The following is a 12,355-nucleotide window of genomic DNA, read 5'->3' as shown; positions in this document are numbered from 1 at the left end:
CCCCCGAGGGGGTGCCTCAGTGCCTTCGGGCGGCCGGGCGCCACTGAGATGGACAAGACCTGCAACGACCTGCTCGGCGAATACCGTGCGCTGGCCGATCTGTGCGCCACGCTCACGCCAGAGCAATGGCAGCTGCGCACCGACTTCTATGGCTGGACGCCCTGGGACGAGATTGCGCATCTGTGCTACTTCGACCAGACGGCGCTGCTTTCGGCCACCGACCCCGAGGGCTTCACGGCCGGCGCCCAGGCCCTGGCGGCCGAGATGGCCCGCGGCCGCGAGATCAGCGCCGTGGCGCGCGACACCTTCGCCGGGCTCGACGGCCCCGCGCTGCTGGCCCTGTGGCGCCAGCGCTTCGAGGCGCTGGTGGCCGCGCTGCGACCGCTGGACCCGAAGGCACGCCTGCTCTGGTACGGCCCCAGCATGAGCGCGCGCTCCTTCGCCACCGCGCGCTTGATGGAAACCTGGGCCCACGGCCAGGACATCTGGGACCGGCTGGGCCGCACGCGCGGCGCCAGCCCGGGTCTGCGCCACATCACGCACCTGGGCGTGAGCACCTATGGCTGGACATTCGTGAACCGCAAGCGGCAGCCGCCGCAGCCTGCGCCCTACGTGGAACTGCAATCGCCCGAAGGCGAGCTGTGGACCTGGGGCGAGCCCTCGGCCACCGACCATGTGCGCGGCCCGGCCATCGACTTCGCGCTGCTGGTCACGCAGCGGCGCCACCGCGACGACACCGCGCTGCAATGGGCCGGCGAGGGCGCACAGCAGTGGACCGCCATCGCCCAGTGCTTCGCGGGCGAGCCGGCCGACGGGCCGGCGCCGGGCGTGCGCACGCGCCACCTGCAGCCAGGCGCGTGACGCTGCGCGTGGATGTGAATGTGAGCGGGGGCGTGAGCGCGGGCGAGCCGCTGGCGCTGGCCCATGCGGCGCGCGTGGCGCCGCTGCTGGCCGAGCGCCAGGCCGGGCAGGGCGAACGTGCAATCGCGGACCTCTCCTTCGCCAACCTGTGGCTGTTCCGCCGCGCGCATGACTACCGTTTTTGCGATGGCCCCTGGCCGCTGATCCGCGGGCGGGCCTACGACGGCCAGCGCCATGCGATCCCGCTGTTCCCGCTCGGCGAGGCGCCCCCTTCAGTGCTGCGCGCGCTGCTCGCGCCCGGCGAATGCTTCTTCCCGCTGGCCGAGGCCCAGGCCCTGGCGCTGCCGCCCGCGCGTTTTGCGTTCAGTGCCTCGCGCGACGACGCCGACTACCTCTACCGCGCGCAGGCCTTCGTCGACTATGCGGGCGCGGGCCTGCACAACAAGCGCAACCTGCTCAAGCAGTGCCTGGCCGCGCACCGTCTGCACCACGCGCCCTACACGCCGCAGCACCAGCCGCTGGCGCTGCAGATCCTGCGCGACTGGCTGCAGGAGAAAGGCAAGCAAGCCGGCGAAGCCGACGACCTGCCCTGCCAGGAAGCCCTGCAGCACGCGCCGGCCCTGGGCCTGGAAGGCTTCATCAGTTGGGCCGATGGCGAGCCCGCCGGCTTCGTGCTGGCCGAGCCGCTGCAAAGCGGCGTGTGCGTGCTGCGCTTTGCCAAGGCCCTGGCGCGCTTCAAGGGCCTTTCGCAGGCGCTGTTCTCGCACTTCGCGCAGAACTACCCGCTGCAGTTCGGCCGGCCGCTGGACTGGCTCAACTTCGAGCAGGACATGGGCCTGCCCAACTTCCGCCGCACCAAGCTCAGCTACCAGCCGCAGGCGCTGCTGCACAAGCTGCGCGCCGTGCCGCGTTGAAGCCCTCCCAGCCAATTGCCGCAAGACGTCAAGGCGGGCTGCGCCTACGCTGACAGTCATCGAGCCAATCCGGCTCAGGCGTCGTCGAAGAGAAGAGCAGTTTCACCATGGCCCTGATCGAGTCCCAGATTTCCACCGGCAGCGCAAGCTTCCAGAGCAACCGTGCGCACATGCTGCAGCTCATCGAGCGCGTGCGCACCTACGAGGCGCGATCGCGCCAGAAATCCACTGCCTCGCGCGAGCGCTTTGAAAAGCGCGGCCAGTTGCTGCCGCGCGAACGGCTGTCGCTGCTGCTGGACCCGGGCACGCCCTTCCTTGAAATCTCATCGCTGGCTGGCCTGGGCATGGACACCACCGACCTCGACAAGAGCGTGCCCGGCGGCGGCATCATCTCGGGCATCGGCTATGTCAGCGGCATCCGCTGCATGATCAACGCCTCCGATTCGGGCATCGACGCCGGCGCGCTGCAGCCCATGGGCCTGGACAAGGTGCTGCGCGTGCAGGAACTGGCGCTGGAAAACAAGCTGCCCTATGTGCAGCTGGTGGAAAGCGCGGGCGCCAACCTGCTGGCCTACCGCGTGGAAGACTTCGTGCGCGGCGGCAGCTCCTTCCGCAACCTGGCGCGGCTGTCGGCCGCCGGCCTGCCGGTGGTGACGGTGACGCACGGCTCGTCCACCGCGGGCGGCGCCTACCAGACGGGCCTGTCGGACTACATCATCCTGGTGCGCGGCCGCTCGCGCGCCTTCCTGGCCGGGCCGCCGCTGCTCAAGGCCGCCACGGGCGAGATCGCGACCGAGGAGGAACTGGGTGGCGCCGTGATGCACACCCACATCTCGGGCCTGGGCGACTACCTGGCCGAGGACGACCGCGACGGCATCCGCATTGCGCGCGAGATCATGGCCCAGATCGACTGGGACCGCGGCCAGGCGCTCAAGCCCGCGCGCCAGTGGCTGCCGCCGCGCTATGCGGCCGAGGAGCTGCTGGGCGTGATGCCCACCGACCACAAGCGGCCCGTGGACATGCGCGAGATCATCGCGCGCATCGCCGACGACTCGGAGTTCCTGGAGTTCGGCGAGAACTACGGCAGCGCCACCGTCTGCGGCCACTTCAAGATCGAAGGCTGGCCCGTGGGCGTGATCACCAACAACGGCCCCATCGACCCGGCCGGCGCCACCAAGGCCACGCACTTCATCCAGGCCTGCTGCCAGTCCAAGACGCCCATCATCTACCTCAACAACACCACCGGCTTCATGGTGGGCCGCATCTACGAAGAGGGCGGCATCATCAAGCACGGCTCCAAGATGATCCAGGCCGTGACCAGTGCCACGGTGCCGCAGATCACGCTGTACTGCGGCGCCTCTTTTGGCGCGGGCAACTACGGCATGTGCGGGCGGGGCTTTCATCCGCGCTTTTGCTTCAGCTGGCCCAACGCCAAGACCGCCGTGATGGGCGGCGAGCAGGCCGCCGGCACCATGGTCAACGTGACCGAGGCCGCCATGGCGCGCAAGGGCCAGGTGGACCACGCCAAGCTTGAAGCCATGCGCAGCCAGATCATCGAGCGCTTCGACAGCCAGATGAGCGTGTTCACCACCAGCGCGCGGTTGCTGGACGACGGCGTGATCGACCCGCGCGACACCCGCGCCGTGCTGTCCACGGTGCTGGCCGTCTGCCGCGAAGCCGAGGCGCGCGAGCCGCAGAAGATGCAGTTCTCCGTGGCCCGTCCGTGACCCTGGCCTGACCTCCGAACCCACAAGAGACACACACCATGCAACTCACGCACGAACACGAACAGGTGCGCAGCACCATCCAGCGCTGGATCGCCGAGCAGGTCAACCCGCATGTGGACGAATGGGAGAAGGCCGAGATCTTCCCGGCCCACCAGCTCTTCAAGCAGATGGGCGAGCTGGGCCTGTTGGGCCTGGACAAGCCCATCGAAGACGGCGGCGCGGGGCTGGACTACAGCTACGGCGCGCTGCTGGCCGAGACGCTGTCGGAGATCAACTGCGGCGGCATCCCGATGGCCATCGGCGTGCAGACCGACATGTGCACGCCGGCCCTGGCCAGGCACGGCAGCCCCGAGCTGCGCGCCGAGTTCCTCGCGCCGGCCATCGCGGGTGAGATGGTGGGCTGCATCGGCGTGTCCGAGGTGGGCAGCGGCTCCGACGTGGCCTCGATCAAGACCACCGCGCGCAAGGACGGCGACGACTACATCATCAACGGCGGCAAGATGTGGATCACCAACAGCACGCAGGCCGACTGGTGCTGCCTGCTGGCCAACACCTCCGACGGGCCCGCGCACCGCAACAAGAGCCTGATCATGGTGCCGATGAAGACCAAGGGCGTCTCCATCGCGCGCAAGCTGCAGAAGATCGGCATGGACTCGTCCGACACCGGGCAGCTGTACTTCGACGACGTGCGCGTGCCGCAGCGCAACCGCATCGGCGAGGAAGGGCAGGGCTTCGTCTACCAGATGGAGCAGTTCCAGATCGAGCGCCTGTGGGGCGCGCTCAACTCCACCGGCTTCGCGCAGCGCGCCATCGACATCACCATCGAGTACACGCGCGAGCGCAAGGCCTTCGGCCGTTCCATCCTCGACAACCAGTGGGTCAACTTCAAGCTGGCCGAGATGCAGGCCGAGGTGGACTGCGTGCGCGCCCTGGCCTGGAAGGGCGTGGAAGACGTGGTGGCGGGCCGCGATGCCACGCGCCTGGCCACGGTGGCCAAGCTCAAGGCCGGCCGGCTCACGCGCGACGTGTCCACCGGCTGCCTGCAGTTCTGGGGCGGCATGGGCTACATGAACGACAGCCTGATCTCGCGGCTGTTCCGCGACATGCGGCTGTCCTCCATCGGCGGCGGCGCCGACGAGGTGATGCTGCAGATCCTCACCAAGTACATGGGCACCTACCCCAAGTCGATGAAGTGAGCCCGTCCCCAGCGCTGCGATCCAACATGACCGACCCCAAGACATCCACCCCCTTCACCAGGATCCTCGTGGCCAACCGCGGCGAGATCGCGCTGCGCGTGATGCGCAGCGCCAAGGCGCTGGGCTACCGCACGGTGGCGGTGTACTCCAGCGCCGACGCCGACGCGCGCCATGTGCAGGAGGCCGACCAGGCCGTGTGCATCGGCGATCCGCTGCCCGCGCAGAGCTACCTGCGGATCGAAGCCATCATCGAGGCCGCGCGCGCCACCGGCGCCGACGCCGTGCATCCGGGCTACGGCTTCCTGGCCGAGAACGAGGACTTCGCGCGCGCCTGCCGCGACGCGGGGCTGGTCTTCATCGGCCCCTCGCCCGAGGCCATCATCGCCATGGGCCACAAGGCCGGCGCCAAGAAGATCATGATGGACGCCGACGTGCCCTGCATCCCGGGCTACCAGGGCGAAGACCAGGGCAGCGAGCGGCTGGCGCAGGAGGCCGCGCGCGTGGGCTTTCCGGTCATGATCAAGGCCACGGCCGGCGGCGGCGGGCGCGGCATGCGGCTGGTCAGGCACGCGGGCGAATTCGCCGAGCTGCTGGCCAGCGCGCAGAGCGAGGCCCGCAACGCCTTCGGCGACCCCGAGGTGATCCTGGAGCGCGCCATCCTGGAGCCGCGCCACATCGAGATCCAGATCTTCGCCGACCGCCACGGCAACGCCATCCACCTGGGTGAGCGCGACTGCTCGGTGCAGCGGCGCCACCAGAAGGTGATCGAGGAGGCTCCCTCGCCGGTCGTGAGCGCCGAGCTGCGCGAGCGCATGGGCGCGGTGGCCGTCAAGGCCGTCAAGGCCATCGGCTACGAAGGTGCGGGCACGCTCGAATTCCTGCTCGACCGCGAGGGCAACTTCTTCTTCATGGAGATGAACACGCGGCTGCAGGTGGAACACCCCGTGACCGAGGCCATCACGGGCCTGGACCTGGTGGCGCTGCAGCTGCGCGTGGCCGCGGGCGAGCCGCTGCCGCTGCGCCAGGAGGATGTGCGCTTCGACGGCCATGCCATCGAGGTTCGGCTGTGCGCGGAAGACCCGGACCAGGGCTTCATGCCCCAGAGCGGCACCATGGCGCTGTGGGCGCCGTCGCAGGCGCTGCGCGTGGAAGACTCGCTGCGCTCAGGCGCCGAGGTGCCGCCGTACTACGACTCCATGGTGGCCAAGCTGATCGCGCACGGCAAGAGCCGCGACGAGGCCCGCCGCCGCCTGCTGCGCGGGCTCGAGGACAGCATCGCGCTGGGCTTCAAGACCAACCAGGTCTTTCTTGCGCGCTGTCTCGCGCATCCGGTGTTCGCGGCCGGCGGCGCCACCACGGCCTTCATCGGCCAGCACCAGGACGAACTGCTCCAGGCCGACGCCGCGCTCGGCCGCCAGGCCACCGTGGTGGCGGCGCTGCTGCTGGCCGAGACCGGCGCGAACGCACAGCTTCGCCACAGCGAAAGGCGGCTGGCCCACACGCTGCCGCTGGGCCAGCGCTTCGAGCTCAACGGCCAGGCCGTGACGGCTGCGCTCACGCAGGAGGGGCCGCATCGCTTTGCGGTGGTGCTCGAAGGCGAGGGCCACGCGGTCTCGCTGCTGGGCATCGAAGGGCAGCAGGCCCAGGTGCTGCTGGACGGCGTGCGCGAGCGCGTGGTGTTCCTGCGCCAGGGCCACACGCTGTACCTGCACTGGCGCGGCCACCCCTTCGTGGTGCAGGACCGCACCCACGCGGCGGCGGCCCGGCAGGGCGCCGATGGCGGCGACGGCAAGGTGCGGGCCTCGATGAACGGCCGCGTGGTGGCCGTGCTGGTGGCCGAGGGCGACGAGGTGCAGGCCGGCCAGCCCATCGTGACGCTGGAGGCCATGAAGATGGAACACGTGCATTCCGCGCCCGTGGCCGGCCGCGTGAGCCTGCTGGCCGCCAGCGTGAACGACCAGGTGGCCGCGCACCGCGTATTGGCAGAGATTGAGCCAGGCACGAATCCATGAACGACAACGCCCAACCCGAAGTCCTGACCGAAGTCCGCGGCCAGTCGCTGTGGATCAGCATCAACCGCCCCGACAAGCGCAACGCGCTGCATGCGGGCGTGATCGAGGGCATACGCGCCGGCATCCGCCAGGCCCATGCCAACCCCGAGGTGCGCGCCATCGTGCTCACGGCCGTGGGCGAGAAGGCCTTCTGCGCCGGCGGCGACCTGCAGCCCGGCAAGGGTTTTGTCTTCGACTTCAGCAAGCCCAATGTGGACTATGCCGACCTGCTGCGCGAGGCGCAGGCCGCCACCTTGCCCATCGTGGTGCGCGTCAACGGCACCTGCATGGCCGGCGGCATGGGCCTGCTGTGCATGGCCGACCTGGCGGTGGCGGCCGACCATGCGCTCTTCGGCCTGCCCGAGGTGAAGGTGGGCGTGTTCCCCATGCAGGTGCTGAGCCTGCTGCAGAACCTGGTGCCGCGCCGCGTGGTGCGCGAATGGGCGCTGACGGGCGAGCCCTTCGATGCCGCCGCCGCGCTGGCGCAGGGCCTGGTCAACCATGTGGTGCCGGCCGCCGAGCTGGACGCCAAGGTGGACTGGCTGATCGCGCGGCTGACCGACAAGTCGCCCACGGCCATCCGGCGCGGCAAGTACGCCATGCGCGCCATCGAGGCCATGTCCTTCGAGCAGGCCATTGCCTACACCGAGAGCCAGATCGGCCTGCTTGCGCTGACCGAGGACGCGAAGGAGGGCCTGGCCGCCTTCAACGAGAAGCGCCGTCCGGCCTGGACGGGGCGCTGACGCCATGGCCGGACCCACCGCCGAGTTCTGGCAGCAGCATTTCGAGCAGGGCCGCCTGCCCTGGGACCGCGGCGCCGCCAGCCCGCAGCTCAAGGCCTGGATCGAGGAGGGCGTGCTGCGGCCCGGCCAGCGCGTGCTGGTGCCCGGCTGCGGCCGCGGCTGGGAGGTGGTGGCGCTGGCGGCCATGGGCGCGCAGGTCACGGCGGTGGACATCGCGCCCGGTGCCCTGGCCGCCTGCGCCGGCCTGCTCAAGGACGCGGGCCTGAGCGCCACGCTGATCGAGGCCGACCTGCTGCAGTGGCAGCCCGGCGAACGCTTCGACCGCGTCTACGAACAGACCTGCCTGTGCGCGCTGCACCCCGACCTGTGGGTGCGCTACGCGCAGCGCCTGCATGAATGGCTGGCGCCCGACGGCCAGCTCGCGCTGCTGGCCGTGCAGGCGCTGCGCCCCGGCGCGCAGGAAGGCCGGGTGGAAGGGCCGCCCTACCACCTCGACATCAATGCCGTGCGCGCGCTGTTCCCGGCCGGGCGCTGGCAGTGGCCGCGCCCACCCTATGCGCGCGTGCAGGCGCCGCAATTGCCGCAGTTGCCGGGCCACGCCGGCAGCGCCGAGCTGGCCCTCGTGCTGACGCGCGGGACGGATTGAGCCCGCCCGAACGCTTCCACCCCAAGACACAGAGACAGACCCAGGAGACCTGATCGATGCGCAATGCCCACCCCGGCGGCCCCCTGCCGCATCCCGAGTTCGGCGGCCTGGCCGCGCCGCTGCCCGCCATCGGCCTGGGCCAGTGGCTGGCCGAACGCGCGAGCCGCGACGCCCACCGCCCGGCGCTGAGCTTCGAGGGCCACACCCGCAGCTACGGCCAGCTGCAGGACGAGGTGGAGCGCATGGCCGCCGTGCTGCGTGCCAGCGGCGTGGGCGAGGGCGCGCGCGTGGCCTACCTGGGCTTCAACCATCCGATGTTCTTCATCGGCCTGTTCGCGACGGCGCGGCTGGGCGCCATCTTCGTGCCGCTGAACTTCAGGCTCACGGGGCCGGAGCTGGCGTACATCATCAACGACGCCGGCGCGCACACGCTGATCGTCGATGCGAACCATGTGGCCGTCATCGAGCCGGTGCGCGCCAGCCTGGCCTGCCAAAGCTTCTGGCTGGCGCATGGCGACCGGCCTGCGCAGGCGCAGGCGCCCTGGCCCGAGCTGGGTGCCGCGCTGCGCGAGGCCGAGCCGCTGCGCGAGCCGGCCGTGTCCGTGCAGGCCGACGACGTGGCGCTGATCATGTACACCTCTGGCACCACGGGCCAGCCCAAGGGCGCCATGCTCACGCACGGCAACTTCTGGTGGAACCACGTCAACGAGCTGCTGACCATCGACTGCAACGCCAGCGACGTGCTGCTGGTGTTCGCGCCGGTCTATCACATCGGCGGCCTGAACGTGATGACCCTGACGATGTTCCTCAAGGGCGGGCATGTGGTGCTGCAGCGCCAGTTCGATCCCGGCGCCGTGCTGCGCGACATCGCGGCCTACAAGGTCAACAAGATCTTCCTGGTGCCGGCCATGCTGCTGTTCATCAGCCAGCACCCCGACTTCGCGCAGGCCGACCTGTCCACGCTCAAGCTCATCTCCTGCGGCGGCGCGCCTTGCCCCGAACCGCTTCTGCACCTGTTCAACGCGCGCGGCATTGCCGTGCAGCAGGGCTACGGCCTCACGGAAACGGCGGCCATGGCCACCACGCTGACGGCCGAATGGGCCGCGCGCAAGATCGGCTCGGTGGGCATGGCGCCGCTGCTCACGCAGGTGCGCGCCCTCGACGCCGACGAGCAGGTGATCACCGAGCCCGGCCAGCGCGGCGAGATCTGCGTGCGCGGCCAGAACGTGACGCGCGGCTACTGGAACAAGCCCGAGGCCACGGCCGCGGCGCTGAGCGCGGACGGCTGGTTTCGCACCGGCGACGTGGGCTACTTCGACGCCGAGGGCTTCTGGTACATCTGCGACCGCGTCAAGGACATGATCATCAGCGGCGGCGAGAACGTGTACCCGGCCGAGGTCGAAAGCGTGCTGCACGGCCACCCGGCCGTGGCCGAGGTGGCGGTGATCGGCGCGCCCGACGAGAAGTGGGGCGAGACGGTGCTGGCCGTGGTGGCGCTCAAGCCCGGCCAGGCGCTCACGCTCGAGGAGCTGCAGGCCCATGCCAGCCAGAGCCTGGCGCGCTACAAGATCCCGCGCCGCCTGGCGCTGCTGCCCGCGCTGCCGCGCAACCCCACGGGCAAGATCCTCAAGTACCAGCTGCGCGCGCAGTTCAACCCGCGCTGAGTGGCGCTGCACTCACAGGAAGCCGCAGCCATGCTCGCCGAACGCATCGCCGCCCAGGCCTGGTACCACCGCAGCATTCCCGATCTCTTCGACGAAACCTGCCGCCTGCGCGGCGCGCGCACCGCGCTGATCTTCGAGGGCCGCGAGATCTCTTTTTCAGACCTGCATGCGCAGGTGCAGCAGATGGCCCACGCGCTGCTGCGCCTGGGCATCGGCAAGGGCGATGTGGTGTGCACCCTGCCCAGCCCCACGCCCGAGTTCGCGGTGCTGTACTTCGCGACCCTGCAGGTGGGCGCGGTGGTGAATCCGCTGAACCTGCTGTGGGGCCGGCTGGAATTCGAAGGCGTGCTGCCGCGCAACCGGCCCGCGATGATCGTCACGGTGGACCACTACGGCGGGCGCGACTACATCGCGCTGCTCAAGGAGGCGATCCCCGACCTGCATTGGGATGGCGAGGGCCGGCCGAGCGCGGCCAGCCTGCCCACCTTGCGCCACCTGGTGTGCCTCAGCCGCGGCGGCCAGCGGCATGCGGGTTTCATGGATTTCGAGGCGCTGCGCGAGGCCGGTGCCGGTGCGCACGAGCCTGCCAGCGCCGCCGTGATGGAGGCCCTGCTGGCGGCGCGCGAGCCCACCGAGATTCAGTTCATCTGCCAGACCTCGGGCACCACGGGCCTGTCGAAGAGCGCGCTGTGGGACCACCGGCCGCCGCTGGCCACCGTGAACTTCGGCGCCCAGGCCATGGGCTTCGACGAGACCGAGTGCTACATCAACCTCGCGCCCTTCTATCACAACAGCGGGCTGTATGCGCTGAACATGAACCTGGTGCTGTGCGGCACGCCGCTGGTGCTGATGGAGAGCTTTCACCCGAAGCTGGCGCTGGAGCTGATCGACCGCCACGGCTGCACCAGCACCTTCGGCTTCGATGCGCATTGGCAGGCGATGCGGCGCGTGCCGGATTTCGAGCGCTACCGCTTCACCATCCGCAAGGCCATCCTGGCCGGCGAGCCCAAGACCTACGACCTGGTGCGCGCCATGTGCCCGCCGGGCGCCACCATCAACAACCTCTACGCCCAGACCGAGAACGGGCCGCTGGTCTCGCTGGCGCAGCACGACTGCGTGGACTACCAGATCAACAAGTACACGCATGGGCGCCCGCTGCCGGGCGTGCGCGTGGTGATCAAGGACATCGAGACCGGCGAGCGCGTGCCGCAGGGCAGCAGCGGCGAGATCTGCTACAGCAGCCCCTACATGTTCCGCGGCTACCTGGCGCAGGAAGAGGCCACCCGCGCTTCCTACGACGCCGAAGGCTACTTCCACAGCGGCGACTACGGCCATTTCGACGGCGGCTACATCACTTTCCTGGGCCGGCTGGGCGGCGTGGTCAAGTCGGGCGGCGAGAACGTCTCGACCACGCGCGTGAGCACGCTGCTGCTCGAGCACTTCGCCGACGAATTCGACGACGTGAAGACCATCGGCGTGGAAGACGACTACTGGGGCGCGCGGGTCGTGAGCTTCGTGCGCGCTCGCGAGGGCTGCGCCGTGCGCAGCACGGCCGAACTGCGCGAGGCCTGCAAGGGCCACCTGGCGGCCTACGAGATTCCGCGCGACTTCCTGGCCTGGGAAGGTGAGTGGCCCGTGACGGCCGAGGGCAAGATCAACTTCAAGCGGCTCACCGAACGCGCCAGGCAGCTGTTGGCCGAGGGCGCCGCGCAGTGAGGGAGGCGCGCGCCCTGTCGCGCTTCCTCAGCCCGAGTGGCCCGTGAAGCCCAGTGCCGCCGACAGGGCCTGGGCCTCCTCCTGCACCAGCGCGGCATAGTCCTTGACCAGCGCTTCGCTGAGCCGCGCGCTGGGCCCGAACAGGCCCAGCGAGCCCACCACGCGGCCGCCGCTTTCGAAGAAGGGCGCGGCGATGGCCACGGCGCCCTGGATCAGTTCGTCGCGGCTGGTGGCATGGCCGGCCGCACGCACCTGCTCGAGCTGCGCCATGATCCGCTTCGCGTCTGCGCTGCCTTCGGCGCCGTAGGCCGAGAGCTCGCCCACCTTCACGGGCAGCCAGGCCAGGATGGAGCGGCCGCTGGCGCCACGCGTGAGCTGCTCGCGGTAGCCCACGCCGCGCCTGAAGCTCAGCGGCTGCGTGCTGGGCATCTCGGCCACGCATACACGGTACGCGCCTTCCTGCACATGCAGCGACACCGTCTCGCGCGTGCGCTCCCACAGCCGCCGCATCATCGGCAAAGCCACGGTCTCGTAGCTCATGCCCGCAGACCAGGCATGCGCGAGCCGGCCCACGGCCGGCCCCAGCTTGAAGCGCTGCGGCTCGCCCTGCGCGCTCAGGAAGCCCTTGGCGCTGAGCGTGTCGAGCAGGCGGTACAGGGTGGGGCGGCTCAGGTCCACGCGCTTGAGCAGCTCGGCCACCGGCACCCCGTCGTCGCCGGGCTTGAAGGCCAGCAGGATGTCCAGCGCGCGCTGCACGGCACGCACGCCTCCCTCGGACTTGTCTTCGGCTGCGTCCGCGGCAGCGTTCTTCGGGGATGTCATGGCCGCAATGTACCG

General features: G+C 70.1%; 10 protein-coding genes. 9 read left to right on the top strand and 1 reads right to left on the bottom strand.

Annotation, left to right across the window (positions count from 1 at the left end):
* The first annotated feature begins 48 nt into the window (after window positions 1-48).
* The 9 genes from PGB34_RS06460 (at window position 49) to PGB34_RS06420 (ending at window position 11,518) form a co-directional block, all read left to right on the top strand.
* Complete coding sequence (locus PGB34_RS06460) at window positions 49-861, top strand: TIGR03084 family metal-binding protein (RefSeq protein ID WP_271427244.1); 813 nt, start codon at window positions 49-51, stop codon at window positions 859-861.
* Window positions 858-1,775, top strand: coding sequence for a DUF2156 domain-containing protein (locus PGB34_RS06455; protein WP_271427243.1), 918 nt, complete (start codon window positions 858-860; stop codon window positions 1,773-1,775). Before PGB34_RS06460 ends, PGB34_RS06455 begins: the two co-directional genes overlap by 4 nt.
* A 107-nt stretch (window positions 1,776-1,882) precedes the next feature.
* Window positions 1,883-3,502 (top strand): acyl-CoA carboxylase subunit beta, encoded by a 1,620-nt coding sequence (locus PGB34_RS06450; RefSeq protein ID WP_271427242.1) that lies wholly within the window; start codon window positions 1,883-1,885, stop codon window positions 3,500-3,502.
* A 38-nt stretch (window positions 3,503-3,540) separates the two neighbouring features.
* Window positions 3,541-4,698 (top strand): acyl-CoA dehydrogenase family protein, encoded by a 1,158-nt coding sequence (locus tag PGB34_RS06445; protein WP_271427241.1) that lies wholly within the window; start codon window positions 3,541-3,543, stop codon window positions 4,696-4,698.
* A gap of 26 nt (window positions 4,699-4,724) precedes the next feature.
* The gene (locus PGB34_RS06440; protein ID WP_271427240.1) at window positions 4,725-6,710 is read left to right on the top strand and encodes an acetyl-CoA carboxylase biotin carboxylase subunit; all 1,986 of its coding nucleotides are present in this window, start codon (window positions 4,725-4,727) and stop codon (window positions 6,708-6,710) included.
* Window positions 6,707-7,492: an enoyl-CoA hydratase/isomerase family protein gene (locus PGB34_RS06435; RefSeq protein ID WP_271427239.1), complete on the top strand. Its 786-nt coding sequence runs from the start codon at window positions 6,707-6,709 to the stop codon at window positions 7,490-7,492. The genes PGB34_RS06440 and PGB34_RS06435 overlap by 4 nt, the downstream gene beginning before the upstream one ends.
* A gap of 4 nt (window positions 7,493-7,496) precedes the next feature.
* Window positions 7,497-8,138 (top strand): methyltransferase domain-containing protein, encoded by a 642-nt coding sequence (locus PGB34_RS06430; RefSeq protein WP_271427238.1) that lies wholly within the window; start codon window positions 7,497-7,499, stop codon window positions 8,136-8,138.
* A gap of 56 nt (window positions 8,139-8,194) precedes the next feature.
* Window positions 8,195-9,802 carry an acyl-CoA synthetase gene (locus PGB34_RS06425; protein ID WP_271427237.1) on the top strand — a complete coding sequence of 536 codons (1,608 nt, stop codon included), beginning with the start codon at window positions 8,195-8,197 and terminating at the stop codon, window positions 9,800-9,802.
* Between the two features lie 30 nt (window positions 9,803-9,832).
* Window positions 9,833-11,518 (top strand): class I adenylate-forming enzyme family protein, encoded by a 1,686-nt coding sequence (locus PGB34_RS06420; RefSeq protein WP_271427236.1) that lies wholly within the window; start codon window positions 9,833-9,835, stop codon window positions 11,516-11,518.
* Window positions 11,519-11,545: 27 nt separating this feature from the next.
* Here PGB34_RS06420 and PGB34_RS06415 read toward each other — a convergent pair whose 3' ends face one another.
* A complete protein-coding gene (locus PGB34_RS06415) occupies window positions 11,546-12,340 on the bottom strand; it encodes an IclR family transcriptional regulator (RefSeq protein ID WP_271427235.1) in 795 nt (264 codons plus the stop codon).
* Window positions 12,341-12,355 lie beyond the last annotated feature (15 nt).

Origin of the sequence: Xenophilus arseniciresistens (genome assembly GCF_028023875.1) — a bacterium.
GTDB classification, from domain to species: Bacteria; Pseudomonadota; Gammaproteobacteria; order Burkholderiales; family Burkholderiaceae_C; genus Xenophilus; species Xenophilus arseniciresistens.
The sequence above is the reverse complement of the archived record's forward strand: the minus strand, read 5'-3'. Positions and strand labels throughout refer to the sequence as shown.

Bases quoted from the DNA above. Each gene is read 5' to 3' on its own strand.
- PGB34_RS06415 (WP_271427235.1), bottom strand. From the start codon at position 12,340: ATGACATCCCCGAAGAACGCTGCCGCGGACGCAGCCGAAGACAAGTCC.
- PGB34_RS06450 (WP_271427242.1), top strand. From the start codon at position 1,883: ATGGCCCTGATCGAGTCCCAGATTTCCACCGGCAGCGCAAGCTTCCAG.
- PGB34_RS06440 (WP_271427240.1), top strand. From the start codon at position 4,725: ATGACCGACCCCAAGACATCCACCCCCTTCACCAGGATCCTCGTGGCC.
- PGB34_RS06435 (WP_271427239.1), top strand. From the start codon at position 6,707: ATGAACGACAACGCCCAACCCGAAGTCCTGACCGAAGTCCGCGGCCAG.
- PGB34_RS06430 (WP_271427238.1), top strand. From the start codon at position 7,497: ATGGCCGGACCCACCGCCGAGTTCTGGCAGCAGCATTTCGAGCAGGGC.
- PGB34_RS06420 (WP_271427236.1), top strand. From the start codon at position 9,833: ATGCTCGCCGAACGCATCGCCGCCCAGGCCTGGTACCACCGCAGCATT.
- PGB34_RS06460 (WP_271427244.1), top strand. From the start codon at position 49: ATGGACAAGACCTGCAACGACCTGCTCGGCGAATACCGTGCGCTGGCC.
- PGB34_RS06425 (WP_271427237.1), top strand. From the start codon at position 8,195: ATGCGCAATGCCCACCCCGGCGGCCCCCTGCCGCATCCCGAGTTCGGC.
- PGB34_RS06445 (WP_271427241.1), top strand. From the start codon at position 3,541: ATGCAACTCACGCACGAACACGAACAGGTGCGCAGCACCATCCAGCGC.